The sequence below is a fragment of the Photobacterium satsumensis genome (assembly GCF_050336935.1).
GTDB lineage: Bacteria > Pseudomonadota > Gammaproteobacteria > Enterobacterales > Vibrionaceae > Photobacterium > Photobacterium satsumensis.
The window spans coordinates 40,759-63,693 of sequence record NZ_JAKJSK010000017.1 but is presented as its reverse complement, the minus strand read 5'-3'; the positions used below and the strand labels follow the sequence as shown (position 1 = coordinate 63,693).

Here is a 22,935-nt window from a genome sequence, read left to right as displayed (position 1 = left end):
ATATTGATCTCCAAGTTTGACACAACTTGGTAAAGATGTAGATAGGAGATAACTAAACTGCTATCCCGATCAGAATTCCCCTGTCTCTGAGTATAGACAGGGGAAAACAGGAACCGAAATCAGACAGTTGGCTTGGCCGCCAAGATCAGATCAAGCTCAGACTTGATAGATTCAACCAAGCGCGCTTCGGCCTTCATCCGAATCAAATCCAGCTGCATGCGCTCTTGCTTAGCCAGAGTCTTGCGCGCATCACCGCGCGGCATGTCCTTCACCACTTGGTAAAGCTCATGCATAGCCGGATACTGGTTGGAAAATTCCACCCGATGATCACCTTGCAGTACTTCCATCAGCTTGTACAAGCGGATGGCAATTTCCGACATATCACATTCGTCCTGCTTGCCGGCTGCGGCAATGATCAACACGCTTTCCATGATATTGGCATTGCGTTGCTTGATCCCTTCTTCCTGCTGGCGCTGGGCGCGAGCAAGAAAAGCCTTATGGCGTTGGGTCTGCTGATAGAGCTTAAACAACAAATAACCGGCATAGCTTGCCAAAACGGCTACGATAAGGCCGGCCAGTCCTAGCCACAATGTCATATCCTGCAAGGCTTACTCCTTGTCTAAACCATCAAAGTCCATGTTTTCAAACTGGTCAAGCAAGTCATCATCGGAACGAGGGCCACGCGGGGTCTCTACCTCGTCCATTTCTGGCTCGTCTTCTTCCAGCAGGCCTAGCTGGTTCATCAGTTGCTCGATACGATCCAGCTTCTGGTCAACTTGCTTCTGCAAGCCAGCACCCAGTTTCTCACCCGCCTCAATACGGTCGAGCAGTACCATCAGCTGGGCATCATTTTCCAGCATTTGTAGCTCTTGCTCGGCGCTCATGCGACGCTGTTGTTTGGTCATCGGCTTTTTCGGTTCAACAACCAACGGGATCGCCTTCTTGCTACCGTGGCGCGGATCTTTACGCTGCGCGGCCCTGCGAGCATCTTCCGGCGATACCATCGAGTGGCGGCTACCTGACTTCAGGCCCTTGCGCTTACGATCTTTCTTGCGCTGTAGGCCATCGAGATCATTCTGGTTACGGGTCTTAATAGTGACTACCTGATCGGATGATCCGGTAGCACGGCTTCTTTTCTTACGGGTCATTACTGGGTTTTCCTCAGCAAAATTACATCATTCCCAACAAACTCAACGTCCAAGCCATCTTTTTGGGCTAAATAGTGGAACGTCTCGCGGCTAAAAAAGCTCACATGCGTTGGGTCGTTCTTGTAATGCCATTGCGCAAAGGCATCTGCATCTTTTGCCAGTTTGGTCATCAAGCCCAGCCAACCACCGGGTTTTACCATACCAACCAGCTGCCCCCACTCCTTCGCAGGCGTATAAAAGTGTTCAATTGCCTCGGTACAGGTCACAAAGTCATATTGCGTGTCCAGCACCTCTGGCTTATTGGCAAAATACGGATCATAAATTGCCATGTTGTGGCCCGCTTCAGCCAACATCAGCGATAAGGTCGGGCCGGGGCCACAACCAAAATCCAGGCCATCAAGCGATGTACCGTCAAGACGCTCCATCAGTGGTTCAGCAAGCCGGGCAAGAAAGCGCCGGTAACCCAAGTCTTCCGGGTTATTCTCATGCAAATCATAGTGCGCTTTTTCTTCCTCTGGCGACAGTCTCGACTCGGGATCAGCAAAAATTAATGCGCACTCACCACAGCGGACATACTGCCGACGCCGATCTTCAAAAAACAACGCAGTGCTCTGGCTATGGCACAGCGGACAAGGACTCATCTTCGCTCTCCGGTTAAATCTCTCGCACAGGGCATTGCCACGGCGCTCAATGAAGCCGGGTATCATAGCAGATTTGATGGAGAAATGTGCACTACTAAGGTGGGGGGAGGTAAGTGCCTGAAAAGAAAAAAGCGACAGGTTATTCAACCTGTCGCCATGTGGGGTCGCCATTGCTGGCTATATCCTGTCTAGTCTGTCCGTAACCAGTTATATAACATCCCGGTCTGACAATATCCTTTTGTTATTAGTGCTTCCATGCCAACTTGTTGTTCTTCATCGTCCTGATGTGTTTTTTCCGTCCTTGAACGGTTTTCCCTGTTTAAACGGCTATCCTTAACCGGCTGTGTCCGTCAGCATGTTGCCATCTGGCAACCAGTTCACTATCCGTGTGTGCACCCCGTCCCTAGAATGCTGTTTCCTATGTTGTGTTTTCTTTTCCGTAAGCGTCTTACCTGACAGTCCTTACCATACCTTGCGGCCTACCCGGCTCCTTGCCGGACATCCTGTATTCCTTCGGGCGCCCTGCCCATGCCATCACTGGCGCTTTCCATTCCTGTGCCAACTCCCTGTCGACAAGGCATACTTTACGCCAAACCAAGCTTGAAACAATGCCGCCAACACGGAGCGCTTGGCTGTAACTTTATTTCAGCACTCGCAACGCTTTGTTTTATTGTAGCTTTAAGGCAATAACTATTAACAACTTCATCAACATCGACCGATACGAATAGCCGATCTCTCACAAACCACTCAGCCATTTGCATTTTGCTGTAGAAAACCTGTCATTTTCTTGCAGGTGCTGCCACTCTTCGAGCCATAAAAAAGGCAGCCGAAGCTGCCTCTTTCTCATCACCGACTGGAAGCCAAGCTGAAGTAAAATTTAGTGCAAGCCGCCAACGTACTGTGACAAGGCGGTAATTTCGTCGTCCGTCAACTTCGCGGCCACCGCACGCATCATGGCGTTCATATCATTGCCACGCTGACCGTCGCGGAATTTCTCAAGCTGTAGCTTGACGTATTCGCCATTCTGGCCGGAGATTTTAGGGAAGCCAGACAGGCTAGTACCATTACCCCGAGGACCGTGACAAGCCGTACATGCCGTCACGCCACGTTCGGCATCACCAAAACGGTATAAGGTCTGGCCAAGTTCAATCGACGGCTCGGGTGTGGTGTTATCGGAGATAGGTAATGAGGCATAGAAGGCGGCCAGATCAGCCATATCCTGCTCGGTCAGCGGCATTGCCATACCGCCCATCACAGGATCGTTACGGCCTTGGGCACCACCGGTACTCATCGCGAGCTTAAAATCTTTGAGCTGCTTTTCAAGGTAACCGGCATGCTGGCCGGCAATCTTCGGGTATTGCGCCATTATCCCATTACCATCTGCCCCATGGCAGGCGGCACATGTTGCGGCTTTTGCTTTTCCGGCTTCTGCATCTCCCTGGGCCCAGGCTGAGCAACTGGCCAGAAGAGTCAATATCAGTGCTAATTTCTTCATGACATTCCGTTTATAATTATAGAGCTTCCAGTACCACAAGTAATGCTCAGTAACATGGTATACAATGCGACCACTAACCGAGCTCGGTTTTCGTACATTTTACACAATTTCACATAAAAGTAATCAGTCGACTACATCAAGACTTGACGGAGTTAACAGTGAATCAACCTCTCAACTATAGAAACACAGGATTTATCACAAGTGCGCCTACAATCCGACACTTGCCGAACGACACAGGCGTTGAGATCGCATTTGCTGGCCGCTCCAATGCAGGTAAGTCAAGTGCCCTAAACCGCATCACCGACCAAAAAAGCCTCGCCCGTACATCGAAAACACCCGGACGTACACAATTGATCAACATGTTCGAGGTGATACCCGGCTGTAACCTGATTGACCTTCCGGGTTATGGCTATGCTCAGGTTCCGCTGGAAATGAAATTGAAATGGCAGGAATCGCTGGGTGAATACCTGCAAAAGCGTGAGTGCCTGCAGGGCCTAGTCGTATTGATGGACATCCGTCACCCGCTCAAGGATCTGGATCAGCAGATGATCATGTGGGCGATCGAAAGCCGCCTGCCGGTACTGGTTCTGCTCACCAAGGCCGATAAGCTAAAGAGCGGTGCCCGCAAACAGCAGCTGATGAAAGTGCGCGACAGCGTCAAGACATTCGGTGGCGACGTACAGGTCGAAGCCTTCTCATCACTCAAAGGGATCGGTGTAGACCAAGTCCGCCGTAAACTGGATGAGTGGTTTGCCCCCGAGCTAGAACGCCAACTGGCGATGCTCGAAGAAGACGAAGCGCAAGACGAAGAATAAGCACTTGCCAACCAACCACTAAAGCTCCCACCAGGGGGCTTTTTTTTTGGGCCTGTGGCCGGGTCTTACAAACAGCCGGGCCCAGACATAAAAATACCCCACCAGCAAGGCGGGGCAATGGGAGAGAAATAGGAGGTTTTTATATTTGTCCAGAAAGCATCAGTGATTTCCCCCACCAACGCAAGTTTTTTCTCCCATAATTGTGTATCCGCCGTCACCTAATCACAGGTTACGTCTTGGTTTCCAGCAGATAACTACCAATTTTAAGCGGTTGGGGAATAATAACGGGGAAAGTTGTTTTTTATCAAAAATAAAGAGAACTACAACTCAGTAATGACATCCTAAAATGGAATAAAATTACAGTTTCACGATAAGACGGATAAAAAAAAGCCACCCCAAATCCAGGATGGCGATTTCATGTATTTGTTGGCTAGCCGGCTTGGAGCCCACTACCGAAAACAAATATGAACAAGAAGCAAACAAGATTATAGCGATCTGCAAAATAAAATTAAAGTAATTACTCTAAAAAATCACAAAGAAAAATTTCGCGTACGGAGTAAACGATGGAAACAAAACCTTCCAGTACCGTTATTCAGTATCTAAATAGATGAGATGGCAACCAATCAGCGCCAATATGATCAAAATATACACGGGGGTATTCGGGGGGAATGGATTTTCGGCGCCACAATAAAAAACGCCCTGGCCAAATGACCAGGGCGGCTGAATCAGCCAAATCCAATAACGTGAAACAAAAGGTCTGAAAGATAGAACATCTTACCTCTGTACCCTACGCCTCTAACTGTATATCAATTGCTCAGTCTTGAAAAGTGTTTTTGTAGTTTTTTTTCAAGATCTCGTAAGTAATTTCTAACTTCTGTAATTCACTAAGCGAATAATTTCAGCAAAAAAATAGCCAGCAAAGCTGGCCATTTTTGTACGATTATGAGCTCTCTGGCTAATTTAGTGCGCCTGATCCCAGTTATCACCAATCCCGGCGTCAGCTATCAGCGGAACGGCCAGTTCAGCCGCCAATTCCATCAGGCGGCGAACTTCAGCGGAGACGTTGTCGACCTCCGATTCCTGTACCTCAAATACAAGTTCGTCATGCACTTGCATCAGAAGTCGAACCCGACCTTCGGGCTGCTGGCCAACCCATTCATCCACCAGCACCATCGCCCGTTTGATAATATCCGCAGCTGTCCCCTGCATCGGGGCGTTGATCGCCGCACGCTCAGCCGCTTTGCGGCGCATGCCATTGCGCGACTTAATATCAGGCAGGTGCAAGCGACGACCGAACAAGGTTTCGACATACCCTTGCTCACTGGCCTGGTTACGGGTGCTTTCCATGTATTCCAGCACGCCCGGGTAGCGCTCGAAGTACACATTCATATAATCCTGTGCTTCGTTACGCCCCATATCTAGCTGCTTGGCCAGACCAAATGCGCTCATACCATAGATCAGCCCGAAGTTGATCGCCTTGGCACGGCGGCGCTGTTCTGTGGACACCGACTCCAAAGGGATCCCCAAGATCTCGGCAGCCGTCGCAGCGTGGATATCCTTACCATGGCGGAAGGCATCCAACAGGGCCTGATCACCCGACAGGTGGGCCATGATACGCAATTCAATTTGCGAGTAATCGACCGCCAATACCTTGTAGCCGGTCGGCGCAATGAAGGCCTGGCGGATACGGCGTCCTTCCTCATTACGTACCGGGATATTCTGCAAGTTCGGATCGCTCGACGACAAACGGCCCGTCACGGTTACGGCCTGGTGGTAGGAAGTATGGACGCGGCCGGTTGCCGGGTTCACCATCTTCGGCAGCTTGTCGGTGTAAGTCGACTTCAGCTTCGCCAAACTACGGTATTCCAAAATCAGCTTCGGCAGCGGGTAATCCAGCGCCAGCTCCTGCAGCACTTCTTCATTGGTCGAAGGTGTACCTGATGGTGTTTTCTTTAGCACCGGTAGGCCCATCTTTTCAAACAGGATAGCCTGCAACTGCTTCGGTGAGCTCAAGTTGAACTCATCACCCGCAATCTCATAGGCCTGCTTCTCCAGCTCATCAAGGCGGACGGCAATCTCGGTAGACTGTGCGCCTAGCTGCATGCTGTCAATCAGTACTCCAGTGCGCTCAATACGCGACAACACTGGTACCAATGGCATTTCAATCTCTTCAAATACCGATTTGAGCTTTTCATCAGCATTCACTTTTTCAACCAGCAGGTTATGAAGACGCAGGGTAATATCGGCATCTTCCGCCGCATAAGGGCCAGCTTGCTCCAAATCAATCTGATTGAAGGTCAGCTGCTTCTTGCCCTTACCGGCAATGTCTTCAAAGCTAATGGCTTTGTGCTCAAGGTAGCGTAGCGACAGGCTATCCATATCATGGCGGCCGACCACACTGTTGAACACGTAAGACTCCAGCATGGTGTCAAAACGGATTCCCTGCATTTCAATACCGTAGCGGGCAAGAATACTGGCATCGAACTTGAGGTTCTGGCCTACCTTGGCACGCTCAGGATCTTCCAGCAACGGCTTGAGCTGTGCCAGAACCCAGTCACGGTCCAGCTGGGCCGGGGCATCAAGGTAATCATGGGCAACCGGCACATAGGCCGCTTTGCCTTCTTCGACCGCGAACGACACGCCTACCAGATTAGCCGTCATGTAATCAAGGCCATCGGTTTCGGTATCGAACGCCACCACATCGGCGCTATTCAGCTGTTCGAGCCACTGATTAAAGGTCTCTTCATCCAATACGGTTTCATAGCCACTGCGGTCAATCACGGGTGCCACCGGCTTGGCATCAGCTGCAGGTGCCGACGCTTTTTCATCGGCCACAATACGGCCATCACTACCGTCGAGCATTTCAGACAACCAGCGGCGGAACTGCAACTGACCAAACAATTTGGTCAGCTCATCGGTATCCGGCGTGCTTTTCACCAACTGTTCAGGGGTCACATCGAGCTCAACATCCAGCTTGATGGTTGCCAACTCGTAGGACAGGTATGCTGCCTCTTTATTGTCCTGCAGTTTTTTCGGCATGGTTTTCGAACCACGGAAACCCAATGGCGGGATATCATCGAGGTTGGCATACAATGCATCTAGGCCACCGATCCCCGTCAGCAGGGCCTTGGCCGTTTTCTCACCCACACCCGGAACGCCCGGAATGTTATCGACCTTGTCGCCCATCAGGGCAAGGTAGTCGATGATCAACTCTGGGCCAATACCGAACTTATCAACAACCCCGGCCGGATCCATCACCACATCCGTCATGGTGTTGATCAGAGTAACGTTCTGATCAACCAACTGGGCCATATCTTTATCACCGGTACTGATCAAGACCGGCATACCGGCCTTTGACGCCTGGCTGGCCAAGGTACCAATCACGTCGTCGGCTTCAACCCCGGAAATCGAAATCAACGGTAACCCCATGGCCTTGATAACGGCATGAAGAGGCTCGATTTGAGAGCGAAGATCATCCGGCATCGGCGGACGATTGGCCTTATATTCCGGATACATATCATCTCGGAATGTTTTTCCTTTCGCATCAAAAATGACGGCAATATGCTCGGTAGAAAACTGGCGCAGCATACTGCGCAGCATATTCACCACACCATAAACAGCACCGGTTGGTTCACCGTCTGAATTAGTGAAGTTGGGCGCAGCATGGTAGGCACGATAAAGATAAGATGATCCATCAATCAGAATAAGTGGATTTTCTGGGATAGTTGCCATAAAGATAGTCTTATATCCGGGGGATGAAAGAGATAGGACACTAGGATGCCATGACTACCATCAACTGTTAACTGCTGTTTTCCAATCCGGGCCCTACATCTGTGGATAAGTTTGTTGGTAGTTCATTTTAAAGCGTTGATCAATTTATTAGACATCAAAAATAGCCACCATAAAAACATTAAAATACAGTAACTTAAATCAATATCGCTCATTTGATCCACGATCCTACAATGATCGTTAATTGTGGAAAAAGTTAACAGTGCGTTCTTAAATAAGATGATCTGAGAGTAAAAATAGACAAATCTGACGATAAAGGGAGCCATTATGAAGAAAATCGCAGTTATTTTGAGCGGCTCAGGGGTGTTTGACGGTGCAGAAATCCATGAAGCCGTTCTCTCCCTTCTGGCTATCGAGCAAGAAGGGGCCAGCTGGCATTGCTTTGCCCCGAATATGGATCAACATCATGTGATTAACCACCTGACCGGTGAAGAAATGGCAGAAACACGAAATGTGCTGATCGAGGCAGCCCGGATCGCCCGTGGTCAAATCGACGATCTGGCGACCTTGGAGCCCAGCCAGTATGATGGCCTGCTGCTACCCGGCGGCTTCGGGGCAGCCAAGAACCTGTCAGATTTTGCCTTCAAGGGGAGTGAATGCTCCATCCACCCCGAAGTTAAACGGGTGTGCCAGCGGTTTGCCGAGGAAGAAAAGCCTGCCGGCTACCTGTGTATCGCCCCAGCCATGATCCCGCTGATCTATGGCCCGGGAGCAAAAGGCACCATAGGAACGGATCCGGATACCGCCAAGGTGTTCAACCAAATGGGCGGCGAACATATCAAGTGCCCGGTGAGTGACTACGTCCTGGATCAAAAGCGTCGCCTGCTGACCACCCCCGCCTATATGCTGGCCGGTAGCGTGTCTGAGGCAGCAGAAGGGATCAATAAACTGGTCAAGGAATTGGTAAAAATAGCCTGAAGCCGTTCAGCAAAAATAACGCGGTAGATAAAGAAAAAGCGGCACTACTTTCCATCTTAAACCGGAAGTAGTTGCCGCTCAGCAGAAGGGATAGTCGTTTTTAGCCCTACACTAAAAACCCACCCTAGCTAAAGTACACTGGAAGCAATGTGAGCAATGTCGTGCCTTCAACCAGAGCCGGTTTGAACCGTTCTCGTTGAGTGCGAGTTAATAATAACCATTCTCATTTAAGATGCAAGCATTTTATTGAGAATTATTTTCATTTAGTTGCTTGACGAAATGCAGCCTGAAGTCTTCAATGCCATCTTTCTTTTCTAAGTGCTCGATTTGATAGTTATTTTTAAGCAATAAACGCAACATATCAGGAAATCGATTCCGGGATTTCACCCTCAATACCTGATAGCCTTGGGCCAACACCCACGCCTCCTGGGCCTCAAGCAGTGCCTGTGCCACACCTCGACGGCGGCCAGCCGGCGCAACCCCACCCAGCCAGCTGTAAAAACAGTCTTCCGACAGCTGGTAACCGATCTTGACCCCAGCCAATTCACCATCGATCTCAGCCACTAAAATCAGAGCCCGGTGGACACGGAGTCTCCGCTTTAGTTCATCTTCGGTAGCGGGACGAGCAAACTCAGTGATCGCGGCCAACACCGTTACCGCTTCTTCAATACTGGCCTCACGGATATGCATATTAATTCCTCTATACCAAATTGAATAAGGCCAGCAATGCTGGCCTTAAACTGTGCTTATTATGGTTCGAAACCCAGAGATGGGAAAGCTAGACACCCAAGGTGCGGCGCGTTTGCTTGTCATTGCTCTGTTGGGCCGATGGCAATGTCGTCAGCTTGTTGATCAGATAATTGAGCAACACCCCGTACATAGGTACAAACAAACCAAGGCTGATCAGCAATTTAAATCCATAATCCACCAAGGCGATCTCGACCCAATTCTCTGCCATGAAGGCATCAGGACTGTTGTAGAACGCAATCGCGAAGAAAGCCAAGGTATCGAGGGCATTACCGAACAAGGTCGAACAGCTCGGGGCGACCCACCACTGCTTGGTCTGGCGCAGCCGGTTGAACACCGACACATCCATGATTTGTCCCAGCAAATAAGCCATGAAACTGGCTATCGCGATCCGGGCAACAAACAAGTTGAATTCAGTGAGGTGACCTAGGCCCTGATATTCCCCTTGGTAGAAGAGTACCGACAGCACATAGGAAATCACCAGCGCCGGCATCATTACCCTGAGGATGATCTGCCTTGCCATTGCCGCACCAAAAATACGTACCGTCAAATCGGTCGCCAGAAAGATAAACGGAAAGGTAAAGGCGCCCCATGTCGTATGGAATCCCATGACCGTAAAGGGAAGCTGAACCAAATAGTTACTTGATGCGATGATCAACAGGTGGAAAACCACCAAGAAAGAAAGAGCCTTGCGCTGCTGCACAGGCGAAAATTGAGAAGTCGTCATTGTCAGACCTTTTTGTCATTGGGGGAGAGGGAACCCAAAACACTACTGCCAGCTCTCACACCGCCAGTAGCAACCGAAGGCGGGGATTATACACGCTTTGCGTAGCGATTCACCTTTTTGCCAGTAGCCCGGCGAGGAATAACAGTGTTTCTTGAGCTTCACTGTCGAGCCCTTCCAGCCACATCTGGCCACTGTAATGCTCACCCTTTAGCAGCAAGCGGCAGCCTTCAAAATCCACCAGCCATACATGCAGGTCCGCATTGGGCTCCTTTTCCACCACTGTCATCCCAAGCTGTTGCAGCAGAGTCTCTGCCACCAAGGCAAAGTTATCATAGTCGAACTCGGGCCCACCGATCTCAAGCAGTTTTGCTGCGGTATCCAATCGGCGACACCAATAGTGCGAGCGTGCTGTCATAGTGCTTTATTCCTTTTGGCAATGCTTGGCTACAGAAAGTTTCCTGTAACCAATTGTTTCTGTGAGTATCAAGCAATAACCAGCCTCTAGCCAAGGGACGAGGTTCATGGTTTTATGAAGATGTTGCTGATTGGGGAGACCCGGTTAGCAACCGGTGAATTTAACATTCTCACCAAATACGCAAGCTGTTTTGTAGCGAACAGAGCATGCTGGGGCTAAGCCCCTGTTTGTATCTAATACGCATTTTATACCGGACGTGGATTGTCCGGTATTTTTTTGCCCGGCCCGTACCCTCCGACTCAGAAAACAACTCAGAAGCCAACCTCTTCACCCGCAGTCAGGTGATCTTCAATCAGCCCCAAAAAGGCATTACCGTATTTTTCCAATTTACGGTGACCAACACCGTTGACCGACAGCAACTCACCCGCCGAGGTCGGCAAACGCTCAGCCATCTCCATCAAACTGGCATCATTGAATACCACGTACGGCGGCAAATCTTCTTCATCGGCAATCGCCTTGCGCAATTTGCGCAGCTTGGCGAACAGCTTCTTGTCGTACTGGCGGTTGGCCATCTTATCGCTCTTGGCACTGCGTGCGGCAATATCGAGCCTCGGTACCGCCAGCTCAAGGGGAACCTCTCCACGCAGTACTTCGCGAGCTTTGGCCGTCAGCTGCAAAATCGAACTGCGGACAATATTCTGGGTCAGGAAACCACGGTGGATCAGCTGGCGCAAAATACTGACCCAAAACTCATGGCTGTGCTCACGGCCAATGCCATAGGTGCTCAGTTTATCGTGGCCATATTCACGGATACGCTGATTCTGCATACCACGCAGTACTTCCACGACATGGGTAATACCGAAGCCTTGATTAACCCGGTAGACACAGGAAAGCGCTTTTTGCGACACTTCCAGAGCATCGAAATGCTTAGGCGGATCAAGGCACACATCGCAGTTTCCACAAGGCTCTTCCCGCGCTTCGCCAAAATAATTCAGCAACACCTGGCGGCGGCAAGTCTGGGCCTCGGCAAACGCCCCCATGGCATTGAGCTTGTGGCTTTCCACCAGCTTCTGGGAGCCGTCTTCTTTCTCATCCAGACAGCGGCGTAGCCAAGCTAAATCTGACGGATCATAAAACAGGATCGCTTCGGCCGGTAAGCCATCTCGGCCTGCTCGTCCGGTTTCCTGATAATAGGATTCAATATTACGCGGGATATCATAATGGACCACAAAGCGGACATTGGGTTTGTTGATCCCCATTCCGAATGCCACCGTCGCCACCACGATTTGGACATCATCACGCTGGAAGGCTTCCTGTACCCAAGCCCGCTCGTCATGATCCATACCGGCATGATAGGCAGCAGCACGGATCCCGCTCTGGTTTAACTTTTCGTTGATCTGCTCCACCCGCTTACGGCTATTGCAGTAGATAATACCGCACTGACCGCGTACCCCTGCCAGATAACGGGTCAACTGAGCCATCGGTTTGTATTTTTCCTGCAGGGTGTAGCGGATATTCGGCCGGTCGAAGCTACCGAGATAGGTATGCTGGGACTGCAGGGCCAAACGGGAAACAATATCTTGCCGGGTAGTGTCATCCGCTGTTGCCGTCAGGGCGATCACCGGCACCTCGGGAAAGGCCTGGCGCATGCTGCCAAGAGCGGCATATTCCGGCCTGAAATCATGCCCCCACTGCGAGATACAGTGCGCTTCATCCACCGCCACCATACTCAATGGCAAGCTGGCTAGACGCTCGGAAAAATCACGGCTGAGCAGGCGCTCTGGCGAGACATAGACCAACTTGATCTGGCCTTGTGCCATCGCCTGAAAGGTATTCTGCATCTCGTCCCATGACATGGTGGAATTGATACAGGCCGCAGCCACCCCATTGGCCTTTAGCTGGTCCACCTGATCTTTCATCAAAGAAATCAGGGGGGACACCACCAGTGTCAGCCCGTCACGCAACAAGGCCGGAATTTGGTAGCACAACGACTTGCCGCCACCGGTCGGCATGATCACCAAGCAATCCTGTCCGGATACCGCCGCCTCGATCACAGGCTGCTGGCCCTCACGGAACTGCTGGTAGCCGAACACATCCTGCAGCACCTGTTCACAGGTCGTTGGGCTTTCGGTCTGGCACGGCTGGCTTGCTGGCATAACGTTCTCATTGGCGCGGGTGACCCGAAACGGGGCACCTGAAAATGGACAAGGCTGGCTATTCTATACCATTCAGATCGCCGATGGGAGTCACCTCCCGCCCAATTCATTTCCGCTCCCTGCGGCCAGGGCTGCTGATGAAAAAGACAATAGTATTGAGATCGATCACGTTTTATACTGCGCCTGTATACGCAACTGAATATTTATTTCTCTCCCGCCAGTCCGGCACCAACTTTTCAGGTAATCATGGAAGCGCAAAATACCCAAACCCAGCGCGGCGTCATCCTCGCCCTAGCGGCCTACACCATGTGGGGGATTGCCCCGATCTATTTCAAGTCCCTCCAGCATGTCAGTGCACCGGAAATTCTCAGCCACCGGGTGATCTGGTCGTTTGTGTTTCTCGCGTTATTGTTGATGGTTAGCAAGGGGTGGGGGCAGGTCCGGGCCGTGCTAGGCCGACCTAAAGTCGTCATGCTACTGTTGGCAACCTCTTTGCTGGTTGGGGGGAACTGGCTGATTTTCATCTGGGCGGTAAACAACAATTACATGCTTGATGCCAGCCTCGGGTATTACATCAACCCACTGTTCAATGTTCTGCTCGGGATGTTTTTTCTCGGCGAGCGCCTCCGCCCGCTGCAATGGGTCGCAGTGGCATTGGCGGCAACCGGTGTGGCAGTCCAGCTGATCCAGTTCGGCTCATTGCCATGGATCGCTTTAGCACTCGCGACGAGCTTCGGCCTCTACGGCTTGCTTCGCAAAAAGGTCAACCTCGATGCCGCCACCGGGCTGTTCATGGAAACCAGCCTATTACTGCCCCTGGCGCTCGGCTATGTCTTTCTCTTTGCCAACAGCCCAACATCGGACTGGGCTACCAACGCCACGAGCACCAACCTACTGCTAATGGCAGCCGGCATCGTCACCACCCTGCCACTGCTGTGTTTTACCGGTGCAGCCACCAAGCTCAAACTCTCGACCCTGGGCTTTTTCCAGTACATCGGCCCGAGCCTGATGTTCCTGCTGGCCATCACTGTCTATGATGAAAGTTTTACCGCCGATAAAGGCTATACCTTCGCCTTCATCTGGGCGGCGCTGCTGATTTTCAGCATTGAAGGGTTACGTAACCACCGCAGCCAAAAGAGACAGTCTGCCTCCCGCTAGGTTGACGATTTGCGAGACGGTGCTGTTAATTTTTTACAAGCCGCACCGTCATCGCTATGGTGTACTCACACTCAGAAAATGACTGTCAATGAGCATCAAGGGGGGAACGCGTTATGAATAAAATCAGTCATCGCAAAAGCCCCATTGACGAAATCAGCCTGATCGATGCCCATTACCAGAGCTTTGCTTTTAAACGCCATTATCACCTCGATTACCATTTGGGCCTGATCACCCAAGGCCAGCAGCAGTATTACTATAACGGCAGCAAGCACATCGCAGGCGCCGGGCAACTGGTGATCATGCCGCCGGATGAAATCCACGACGGCCAAGCCAAAGAGCAATCGGGTTACCAGGTCAAAGTCTTTAGCATTACCCCCGACTGGCTCAGCCAGCAAGCCGAAGAAGTGTCCGGCAAAGGCCATTTCTGTTTCCCGCAAAATAATATTGCCGATCACGCACTATTCCAGCAGCTGGCCCAACTCCATCAACAACTGGACAACCCGTTGGTCTCGCAGTTGGCCAGAGACAGCTTGCCGGTAGCGTCCTTTTCCTACTTGCTGACCCGTTACGGTCAGGTTCGCGAAACCAGTGTCACGGCGTTAGGTAATAAAGATCTACACCAGCTACGCGACTATGTGATGGCACATCTGGATCAAAAAATCAGCTTGAAGCAGCTCGCAAGCCTGTGCGATCTCAGCCCATCGCAACTATTGCGCCAATTCAAAAAGGCCACGGGCATGACACCGTACGCCTGGCTAGCCCGGTTGCGACTGGAACATGCGATGGCACTGTTGAAAGCAGGCTTTAGCAGCACCGAAGTGGCCTATCACGTCGGCTTTTACGATCAGGCCCACTTCACCCACGCCTTCAAGCAAACCTTCGGCGTCGCCCCTTCGCAGATCCAGTAAGGCTTTATCCGGCAGTTTGTCATTTTTTTACAAGCATCCAATGCATGACTACGGCATGCTTCGACTTACGGGGCATACCGCCCTATTGTTTGAAGGATGACATACCCGTAATGATCAATGAAATGACCACCCTCGCCACGCTGGTAACCGTCCATATCGTCGCCCTGATGAGCCCGGGGCCCGACTTCGCCTTGGTGGTACAAAACGCCGGCCGCTACGGCCGCCAGACCGGAATTATGATCGCCCTCGGCTTGTCACTGGGGATCCTGCTCCACTCTATCCTCAGCCTGACCGGCGCCAGCTTGCTGATCCACCAGCATCCGATGTTATTTGCCTTGCTGCAAGCCGCGGGCGGCAGCTACCTGCTATGGCTCGGGATCGGCGCGCTCAAAGGCACGTGGCTGCACTACCAGCAACGCCACCAGCCCACTGAAAAAAAGACAGCTAAAACAACTCAGCGAGTACTTGCTAACCGTAAGCAAGCCTTGGCCAAGGGCTTTACCACCAATATCCTCAACCCCAAAGCACTGGTTTTCTTCATCAGCCTGCTATCGACGTTAGTGCCGGCCAGTATGTCCCTCGGTGGCAAGGCGACGGCAATCGGCTTGTTATGGGGAACCTCGTTCCTGTGGTTTGCCCTGCTGGCCTGGCTATTGACCGGTGCTCGCCTGCAACAAAAACTGCAGCGCTGGACACCATGGATTGATGCCACCTGCGGCGCCTTGTTCACTCTTATCGGCGGCCTGATATTGGCCAGCATCATCGTGCAGTAAACTTTGCCAACTTAATACCTCCACAGGTTGACCCGCTGCACAAAAAACAGCCACCAGTTAGACACCATCCCTTTCCTTACTTAGGCTAGCTACAGCCTAAGTAAGGAGTAAAAGACCCATGGAATGGAACCACCGACACCGGGTTGCCCTGCTGTCAGCCTGCCTGCTGACCCTGCCTGCGACCACCTTTGCCAAAGACAGCCAGCAAAGTGCCGATCAGCTCGCCCCGGAAGCGGCAACCGGCCTCACCGAACAGCAAGCAGTAACGGGCAAAGATTGGATGATCGCCTCGGCGAATCCATACGCCAGCGAAGCCGGCGCCGAGATCCTGCGCCAGGGTGGTAATGCCATTGATGCTATGGTCGCCACCCAGCTGGTACTGGGCCTAACCGAGCCCCAGTCCTCCGGCATCGGCGGCGGGGCATTTATGGTGTACTGGGATCAGAAAAAAACAGCCCTGACGACTTTCGACGGCCGTGAAACGGCACCGTTCGCCGTCACTCCCCTGCTGTTCCAAGATGACAAGGGCCAACCGCTGCAATTCTTCGATGCCGTGGTCGGCGGCCGCTCGGTCGGCACCCCCGGCACCGTCAGATTGATGTGGTATACCCACCAGCGCCACGGAAAATTAAACTGGAAAAAACTGTTTGATCCTGCGATCCAGCTCGCCAAGGACGGTTTCAGCGTCAGCCCGAGACTGGCGGCACTGGTCGAAAAAGACCAAGCCCACCTGCAACGCTTCGAAGCGACCAAAGCCTATTTCTTCAATGAAGATGGCACGCCGATTCAAGCCGGCCAAACCCTGAAAAACCCGGAATATGCAAATACCCTACGCCAAATCGCCGAGCGCGGGGCCAGCGCCTTCTACACTGGCGATATCGCCAAAGATATCGTCAAAGCGGTCCGCACCGCACCTGGCAACCCAGGTGTACTCAGCACCATGGATCTCGCCACTTATCAGGTCAAGGAGCGGCCTGCCGTCTGTGCCCCTTACCGCCAGTATGAGATCTGCGGTATGGGGCCACCGAGCTCCGGTGCCCTGACGTTGGGTCAGATCATGGGGATGCTCAGCCACTATCCCGTTGATGAACTGGGGCCAGACAGCCTAACCAGCTGGCGCTTGCTCGGCGACGCCTCCCGCCTGGCCTTTGCTGACCGCGGCCGCTATATGGCCGACAGCGATTATGTACCGATGCCCACCAAGGGCTTGCTGGCCGATGACTACCTCCAACAGCGTGCAGCCTTGCTCAACAATGATAAAGCCTTAGCCAAAGCCGAAGCAGGCAACCCACCGTGGGATCATGCCCTGCGCTATGCGATGGACGAGTCGCTTGAGCTACCCTCGACCAGCCACTTCTCGATTGTCGACAAGGACCGCAACGTGATCTCCATGACCACCACCATCGAGAACGGCTTTGGCTCCCGGGTAATGGTACGCGGCTTCCTACTCAACAACGAGCTGACCGACTTTTCCTTCCGCAGCCATGACGACGGTAAGCCGATAGCCAACCGGGTCGAGCCCGGAAAACGTCCCCGCTCCTCCATGGCTCCAACTATCGTGATGCAAAAAGGCAAGCCATACCTTGCCATCGGCTCACCGGGCGGCAGCCAGATCATCGGCTATGTTGCCAAGACTCTGGTCGCCCACCTCGATTGGGGAATGGAGCTACAGCAGGCCATCAACCTGCCGAACATGAACAACCGCTTCGGCCCGTTTGAACTGGAAGCCGGTACTGACGCAGAAAGCTGGGCACCCAAATTGGAAACCCTCGGCTTCACCGTGAAGATCAAGGAGCTCAACTCCGGCGTTCAAGCCATCAAGCTCGACGGCAAGACCCTGACCGGTGCTGCCGACCCGCGCCGCGAAGGCAAGGTCATCGCGAAATAAGCTCACCACCGGATAAGAAGCACCCCCGAGTGAAGTAAACCGGCATAAAAAAACCCGTGGCATCCGCCACGGGTTTCCTGTTTTCTTCGTCCGGCTAGCGTCGAGCCAGCCATTATTCTCTTCGGCGATTACATCGGCTCAAGCTTGGCGTATTGGGTCACCAACCATTTGATACCCTCACCGTTGAAAGCAACCTGCACCCGGCTCTGGGCACCGCTTCCCTCAAAGTTGATGATAGTCCCTTCACCAAATTTAGGGTGCTGGACGCGCTGACCAAGGGTATAACCCGTTTGATTAAAGTTATCGTTAACCTGGGTCTGGCTGAAGCGTCCGCTGCTGGCAGGACGCGAAACCTTGGCCTTCATCCGCACTTCTTCGACAAACTCTTCCGGGATCTCGCGGATAAAACGCGACGGCTTATGGAAGTTATCCTTACCGTAAAGACGGCGCATTTCTGCATGGGAAATATAGAGCTTCTGCATCGCACGGGTCATCCCCACGTAACACAAACGACGCTCTTCTTCCAAGCGACCCACTTCCTCGGTGGTACGCGAACTCGGGAACATCCCTTCTTCGACGCCGACCATAAATACCACCGGGAATTCCAAGCCCTTGGCACTGTGCATGGTCATCAGCTGGACCGCATCTTCGAACTCATCCGCCTGACCTTCACCGGCTTCCAGCGCAGCATGGGACAAGAACGCTGACAGCGGACTCATCTCCTCGGCTTCTTCCGGGATCTCGAACTGGCGAGTTGCGGTAACCAGTTCCTCGAGGTTTTCGATTCGCGCCTGAGCTTTCTCGCCTTTTTCCTGCTCGTACATCGCACGCAAACCAGAATTGCGGATCACCTCGTCGGTTTGCTGGTACAGCGGCAGTTCACGGGTATCATCTTCCAGGGCGTTGACCAACTCGATAAAGCGACGCAGCGAGTTGGCAGCACGGCCAGCCAGCACTTGTTCTTCCAGCAAGGCAACACTGGCCTGCCACATAGTCGCTCCGCGGTCACGGGCTGTCATGCGGATCGTTTCCAGCGTGCGATCACCCAAGCCACGGGTCGGAGTATTCACTACCCGCTCAAACGAGGCATCATCATTACGGTTGGCAATCAATCGCAGGTACGACAGGGAGTCTTTGATTTCCTGACGCTCGAAGAAACGCATACCGCCATAAATCCGGTACGGCATCCCCGCCTGGATCAACGCTTCTTCCAATACCCGCGACTGGGCATTGCTGCGATAAAGCAGGGCCGCTTCGCTCAAGGCCCCCCCCTGATCGCGCAGCTCTTTGATTTTACCGACCACAAAACGAGCTTCATCGAGCTCGTTGAAGGCCGAGTAAATCGAGATCAGCTCACCTTCGGCCCCCTCAGTCCACAGGTTCTTGCCCATTCGCTCGTTGTTGTTGGCGATCAGGCCATTGGCCGCTTTCAGGATGTTAGCGGTCGACCGGTAGTTTTGCTCAAGGAAGATTGAACTGGCCCCCTTGAAGTCATTGAGGAAGCGCTGGATGTTCTCCACCTTGGCGCCACGCCAGCCGTAAATTGACTGGTCGTCATCACCGACAATCATCACATTACAGTCCGGGCCGGCCATTAGGCGCAACCAGGCAAACTGGATGTTGTTGGTATCCTGAAACTCATCCACCAGAATGTGCTTAAAGCGGGCCTGGTAGTGTTCGCGGATATGTTTGCTGCGCTGCAGCAACTCGAACGCACGCAACAACAACTCGGCGAAATCGACCAAACCGGCACGGTCACACGCTTCCTGGTAGGCCGTATAAAGGCGCAGCCAGGTTTGTTCGACTGGGTCATTGAACGAATCAATGTGCTGCGGACGCAGGCCTTCGTCTTTCTTGCCATTGACGTACCACACTGCCTGACGGGCCGGCCACTGCTTCTCGTCAAGGTTCTGGGCCTTGATCAAACGGCGCATCAAGCGCATCTGATCGTCAGAATCAAGGATATTGAAATCTTCCGGCAAGCTGGCATCCAAATAGTGGGCGCGCAGCATGCGGTGGCACAGGCCATGGAAGGTGCCGTTCCACATACCCGCCGACGAACCGTGCATCAGCTCATTGATCCGGCCTCGCATCTCGGCTGCCGCCTTGTTGGTAAAGGTCACCGACATGATGGAGTAAGGCGAAGCCTGCTCTATCGTCATCAACCAGGCAATGCGATGGACCAAAACCCGGGTTTTACCACTCCCGGCGCCGGCCAAAACCAGGTGGTTACCCAACGGTGCCGCCACCGCCTCGCGTTGCTTGTCATTCAGGCCATCTAACAGAAGTGAAACGTCCATCGCTCTCTACTGGTTATTTATACAATGGTGATGATTATAACCGCAAAGCCCCCCACGATGCGAGAAACCTCCTCTAGGCCCCTCTTCCAGCCAACAGATGACAACGCAGCCAATACAGCGTGTTAAAAATTTCACCTTATCAACCTCTTGCCAGATTGTTTTGTTCTATGCTTGGAATGACTCAACGTTAACGAAAAGTTAAAAAATTCAAGAAAGGATGAAAGTTATTCCCGACTCCCCCTTTCTTATGTACCGAGAGCACCAACAGGTGCCAGTTAATCAAAAGGAAATATTGCATTTTCCTGCAACAGTCAGCGTATTTAAGAGGAATGAACATGAAAAAGACCACCAACATTGCATTAGCAACTGCAGTAACAGGCCTGATTGCACTCGCCGGTACCGCTATGACCACCACCACCGCAGTAGCTGCCGAGGAGAAAGAAAAGTGCTACGGCGTGGTGAAAGCAGGCAAGAATGACTGTGCCACCAAAACCAGCTCTTGTGCTGGCACCTCGAAAACCGACGGCCAGAAAGATGCCTTCGTGATGGTTCCTAAAGGCTTGTGTGATCGCCTTGCCGGCGGCTCAACCAGCTCATCGTAACCCTTGCCCCTAACCACTTGATAACACTCAAATGAAGGAATCATTATGAAAAAGTCTAATCTAGCTGTTGCTACTGCGGTTTCTGGTTTACTGGCCCTGGCCGGTACGGCACTAACGCCTTCTGTTGCGGTGGCAGCAGAAAAAGAAAAGTGCTACGGCGTGGTCAAAGCCGGTAAGAACGACTGTGCCACCAAAACCAGCTCTTGTGCCGGGACCTCGAAAACCGATGGTCAGAAAGATGCTTTCGTCATGGTGCCTAAAGGCCTTTGCGATCGTTTAGCCGGCAGCTCTAAAGAGGCCAAGTAATTGAGCGGATTGTCTCCTGACAGGATGGTCGGGGTGGGGCTTCGCTCCCCCCACATCCATCACTTTCTCTCTGAGCGGCCGGCTATCGGCTGGCTGGAAATCCACAGCGAGAATTTCTTTACGTCCCACTCGCCGGCCCGCCAGCAACTCAGGGATATAGCCAACCACTACCCCATTAGCTGCCATGGGATCGGGATGTCGCTCGGCTCTGCCGATGCACTGGATCAACGGCATCTGACCCAACTCAAACAACTGGTGGATGAGATCGACCCGATAGCTGTCTCCGATCACCTCAGTTGGAGTTCGGTCGACGGTCAGTTCTTCAATGACCTGCTACCACTTCCTTATACCGAAGAGGCACTGGCTCACTTCTGCCACAAGGTCGAGCAAGTGCAGGACGTCCTCGGCCGCCAACTATTGGTCGAGAACCCATCCAGCTACCTGAGCTTCAACCACTCCACTATTCCGGAATGGGAATTTCTGCGGGCTGTCCAACAGCGTACCGGATGCGGTTTGCTACTCGATCTCAACAACATCTACGTCAGCAGTTTCAACCACGGTTTCGATTGCCAAACCTATCTCGATGCGATCGACCCGCAGACCGTCAAGGAAATTCACTTAGCTGGCTTTACCGTCAAGCAATTCGAGCAAGGGGAGATCTGGATAGACACCCACAGCCGCCCGGTCAGTGAGCCGGTCTGGCAGCTCTACCGCCAGTGGGTACGCCAGCGCTTCACCCTCCTCGGCGGGGTGCCCACACTCATTGAGTGGGATCTCGATATCCCTGATCTCGATGTGCTACTAGGGGAAGCTGGTAAAGCAGAACAAATTATTGCTGAGGAGGCCAGGGATGGGATCTCCGCAGCCTAAACGCCTATATCAATTGCAACAGAACTTTGCCGACGCCCTGCACTACCGGCCGAGTCCGGCCACTGATGCCGTTGCGGCTGGTCAGTTTGGCCCAGAGCAACTGATACAGATCTACCGTAACAACTTTATTATCAGCCTGTCAGAAGTGTTGGAAGCCACCTACCCCTGCTGCAAGGCCGTCGTCGGCGACGAATGTTTCGCCCAACTCGCCCGCCAGCATGTACTGACCTATCCTCTCGGGGAAGGCAACGTGACCGATTACGGTGACAGCTTTGCCGATACCGTTTCCGCCCAGCCGTCGGTGATTGAGGCGGTTCCTTATCTGGCCGAACTGGCCCAACTGGAGTGGCTGGTTGACCGGGCCAGCCAGCATACCGCTATCACACCGGACTTTCCGTTTGAGCAACTGTCCCAGATCACCGAGGACAACCTCGGCCAGTTGACCCTGGAGGTGGCCGAGCCCACCTACAGCTTCGATGGGCACTATCCTGTCGCCAGCCTGTGGCAGATGATCACAGAGAATCAAATAGAACCGCTTGATATGGCCCTGCCGGAGTCGGTCATTATCCAGCACCGCCCGCAAGGCATGGTGGTGATCACCACAACCACTGCGGCGACGGCTTTGTTACGCCTGTGCCAGCAAGGTCGTTCACTGGGCGAAGCTGACAGCTCCATGCTGGCCATTCTGGGCGAGCTGATCCAACAACAACTTTTCACCCGTATCCACGGCTTGCCTGAGGGAGAGCGCACATGCTGAATTTTCTCAAACAAATCGATATCACGGCCCAGCGGATCACCGAACCTCTGATCCCCTTATTTCTACTGTTCACCCGCCTTTGGGTCGCATGGGTGTTCTTCAAGTCCGGGATGGTGAAATACAGCAGCTGGGACAGTACCCTCTACCTGTTCGAGTATGAATACCAAGTGCCGCTGATCCCCTGGCAAATCGCTGCCTATATGGGCACCGCAGCCGAGCTGATCCTGCCTGCATTCTTACTGCTCGGCCTGTTCACCCGGCCGATGGCACTGGCGCTGTTTATCTTCAATATTATTGCCGTAGTGTCCTACCCGCTATTATGGGAGAAGGGCTTCTTCGACCACCAGCTGTGGGGGATGATGATGTTGGTCAACGTGTTCTGGGGAGCCGGGATGATTTCCGTCGACCATTTGATCGGCAGCAAGCCGAAACAGTCCCTGCTGCAGTAGCTTGTTTCCGCAATAGACGAGCAATGTAATTCATTCATCTGGATAGAAGTTTCAAAAACGCGTAGATACATCC

Annotated in this window: 22 protein-coding genes; 11 read left to right on the top strand and 11 right to left on the bottom strand. The window is 52.7% G+C overall.

The window, feature by feature from the left end:
- Nucleotides 1-119: 119 nt before the first annotated feature.
- The 4 genes from L4D79_RS26295 to L4D79_RS26280 form a co-directional block, all read right to left on the bottom strand.
- Entirely contained in the window at nucleotides 120-605 is a 486-nt protein-coding gene (locus L4D79_RS26295; protein WP_428656053.1) for a DUF2489 domain-containing protein, read from the bottom strand.
- A gap of 3 nt (nucleotides 606-608) precedes the next feature.
- Nucleotides 609-1,148, bottom strand: a complete 540-nt coding sequence (gene yihI / locus L4D79_RS26290) for a Der GTPase-activating protein YihI (RefSeq protein ID WP_428656051.1) — start codon at nucleotides 1,146-1,148, stop codon at nucleotides 609-611.
- On the bottom strand, nucleotides 1,148-1,789 hold the full coding sequence (locus L4D79_RS26285) for a class I SAM-dependent methyltransferase (protein ID WP_428656145.1): 642 nt from the start codon (nucleotides 1,787-1,789) through the stop codon (nucleotides 1,148-1,150). Before L4D79_RS26285 ends, yihI begins: the two co-directional genes overlap by 1 nt.
- Before the next feature lie 877 nt (nucleotides 1,790-2,666).
- A complete protein-coding gene (locus L4D79_RS26280; protein ID WP_428656049.1) occupies nucleotides 2,667-3,284 on the bottom strand; it encodes a c-type cytochrome in 618 nt (205 codons plus the stop codon).
- A gap of 158 nt (nucleotides 3,285-3,442) precedes the next feature.
- Here L4D79_RS26280 and yihA point away from each other — a divergent pair, with 158 nt between their 5' ends.
- Nucleotides 3,443-4,099, top strand: a complete 657-nt coding sequence (gene yihA / locus L4D79_RS26275) for a ribosome biogenesis GTP-binding protein YihA/YsxC (RefSeq protein ID WP_428656046.1) — start codon at nucleotides 3,443-3,445, stop codon at nucleotides 4,097-4,099.
- 725 nt (nucleotides 4,100-4,824) lie between these two features.
- On the opposite strand, the gene spfP is transcribed toward yihA, so the two are convergent.
- Nucleotides 4,825-4,872: a small protein SpfP gene (gene spfP / locus L4D79_RS29930; protein WP_438616993.1), complete on the bottom strand. Its 48-nt coding sequence runs from the start codon at nucleotides 4,870-4,872 to the stop codon at nucleotides 4,825-4,827.
- Between the two features lie 187 nt (nucleotides 4,873-5,059).
- Nucleotides 5,060-7,831 carry a DNA polymerase I gene (gene polA / locus L4D79_RS26270; protein WP_428656043.1) on the bottom strand — a complete coding sequence of 924 codons (2,772 nt, stop codon included), beginning with the start codon at nucleotides 7,829-7,831 and terminating at the stop codon, nucleotides 5,060-5,062.
- A 324-nt stretch (nucleotides 7,832-8,155) separates the two neighbouring features.
- Here polA and elbB point away from each other — a divergent pair, with 324 nt between their 5' ends.
- Nucleotides 8,156-8,806, top strand: a complete 651-nt coding sequence (gene elbB / locus L4D79_RS26265; protein ID WP_428656041.1) for an isoprenoid biosynthesis glyoxalase ElbB — start codon at nucleotides 8,156-8,158, stop codon at nucleotides 8,804-8,806.
- 243 nt (nucleotides 8,807-9,049) lie between these two features.
- Here elbB and L4D79_RS26260 read toward each other — a convergent pair whose 3' ends face one another.
- The 4 genes from L4D79_RS26260 to recQ all read right to left on the bottom strand — a co-directional run bounded on the left by L4D79_RS26260 (nucleotide 9,050) and on the right by recQ (nucleotide 12,851).
- Nucleotides 9,050-9,496, bottom strand: a complete 447-nt coding sequence (locus tag L4D79_RS26260; protein WP_428656039.1) for a GNAT family N-acetyltransferase — start codon at nucleotides 9,494-9,496, stop codon at nucleotides 9,050-9,052.
- An 88-nt stretch (nucleotides 9,497-9,584) separates the two neighbouring features.
- The gene (locus L4D79_RS26255; protein ID WP_428656036.1) at nucleotides 9,585-10,280 is read right to left on the bottom strand and encodes a 7-cyano-7-deazaguanine/7-aminomethyl-7-deazaguanine transporter; all 696 of its coding nucleotides are present in this window, start codon (nucleotides 10,278-10,280) and stop codon (nucleotides 9,585-9,587) included.
- Nucleotides 10,281-10,389: 109 nt separating this feature from the next.
- Nucleotides 10,390-10,695: a DUF3630 family protein gene (locus L4D79_RS26250; RefSeq protein WP_428656034.1), complete on the bottom strand. Its 306-nt coding sequence runs from the start codon at nucleotides 10,693-10,695 to the stop codon at nucleotides 10,390-10,392.
- 311 nt (nucleotides 10,696-11,006) lie between these two features.
- The gene (gene recQ / locus L4D79_RS26245; RefSeq protein ID WP_428656032.1) at nucleotides 11,007-12,851 is read right to left on the bottom strand and encodes an ATP-dependent DNA helicase RecQ; all 1,845 of its coding nucleotides are present in this window, start codon (nucleotides 12,849-12,851) and stop codon (nucleotides 11,007-11,009) included.
- 243 nt (nucleotides 12,852-13,094) lie between these two features.
- On the opposite strand from recQ, the gene rarD reads away from it, so the two are divergent.
- The 4 genes from rarD to ggt all read left to right on the top strand — a co-directional run bounded on the left by rarD (nucleotide 13,095) and on the right by ggt (nucleotide 17,578).
- Nucleotides 13,095-14,009 carry an EamA family transporter RarD gene (gene rarD / locus L4D79_RS26240; RefSeq protein WP_428656142.1) on the top strand — a complete coding sequence of 305 codons (915 nt, stop codon included), beginning with the start codon at nucleotides 13,095-13,097 and terminating at the stop codon, nucleotides 14,007-14,009.
- A gap of 113 nt (nucleotides 14,010-14,122) precedes the next feature.
- Entirely contained in the window at nucleotides 14,123-14,917 is a 795-nt protein-coding gene (locus L4D79_RS26235; RefSeq protein WP_428656030.1) for a helix-turn-helix domain-containing protein, read from the top strand.
- Nucleotides 14,918-15,030: 113 nt separating this feature from the next.
- Nucleotides 15,031-15,690, top strand: a complete 660-nt coding sequence (locus tag L4D79_RS26230; protein WP_428656140.1) for a LysE family translocator — start codon at nucleotides 15,031-15,033, stop codon at nucleotides 15,688-15,690.
- Between the two features lie 118 nt (nucleotides 15,691-15,808).
- The gene (ggt, locus tag L4D79_RS26225; protein ID WP_428656027.1) at nucleotides 15,809-17,578 is read left to right on the top strand and encodes a gamma-glutamyltransferase; all 1,770 of its coding nucleotides are present in this window, start codon (nucleotides 15,809-15,811) and stop codon (nucleotides 17,576-17,578) included.
- Nucleotides 17,579-17,706: 128 nt separating this feature from the next.
- On the opposite strand, the gene uvrD is transcribed toward ggt, so the two are convergent.
- Nucleotides 17,707-19,878 carry a DNA helicase II gene (gene uvrD, locus L4D79_RS26220; protein ID WP_428656024.1) on the bottom strand — a complete coding sequence of 724 codons (2,172 nt, stop codon included), beginning with the start codon at nucleotides 19,876-19,878 and terminating at the stop codon, nucleotides 17,707-17,709.
- A 335-nt stretch (nucleotides 19,879-20,213) separates the two neighbouring features.
- Here uvrD and L4D79_RS26215 point away from each other — a divergent pair, with 335 nt between their 5' ends.
- The 5 genes from L4D79_RS26215 to L4D79_RS26195 are packed head-to-tail and all read left to right on the top strand — an operon-like array spanning nucleotide 20,214 to nucleotide 22,862.
- Nucleotides 20,214-20,480 carry a BufA1 family periplasmic bufferin-type metallophore gene (locus tag L4D79_RS26215; RefSeq protein WP_428656022.1) on the top strand — a complete coding sequence of 89 codons (267 nt, stop codon included), beginning with the start codon at nucleotides 20,214-20,216 and terminating at the stop codon, nucleotides 20,478-20,480.
- Nucleotides 20,481-20,525: 45 nt separating this feature from the next.
- On the top strand, nucleotides 20,526-20,786 hold the full coding sequence (locus L4D79_RS26210) for a BufA1 family periplasmic bufferin-type metallophore (protein WP_107351351.1): 261 nt from the start codon (nucleotides 20,526-20,528) through the stop codon (nucleotides 20,784-20,786).
- Entirely contained in the window at nucleotides 20,787-21,656 is an 870-nt protein-coding gene (gene bufB, locus L4D79_RS26205; RefSeq protein ID WP_428656019.1) for an MNIO family bufferin maturase, read from the top strand. It begins immediately after the preceding gene.
- The gene (locus tag L4D79_RS26200) at nucleotides 21,637-22,413 is read left to right on the top strand and encodes an HvfC/BufC family peptide modification chaperone (protein WP_428656015.1); all 777 of its coding nucleotides are present in this window, start codon (nucleotides 21,637-21,639) and stop codon (nucleotides 22,411-22,413) included. The genes bufB and L4D79_RS26200 overlap by 20 nt, the downstream gene beginning before the upstream one ends.
- Nucleotides 22,407-22,862, top strand: a complete 456-nt coding sequence (locus tag L4D79_RS26195) for a DoxX family protein (protein ID WP_428656012.1) — start codon at nucleotides 22,407-22,409, stop codon at nucleotides 22,860-22,862. Before L4D79_RS26200 ends, L4D79_RS26195 begins: the two co-directional genes overlap by 7 nt.
- Nucleotides 22,863-22,935 lie beyond the last annotated feature (73 nt).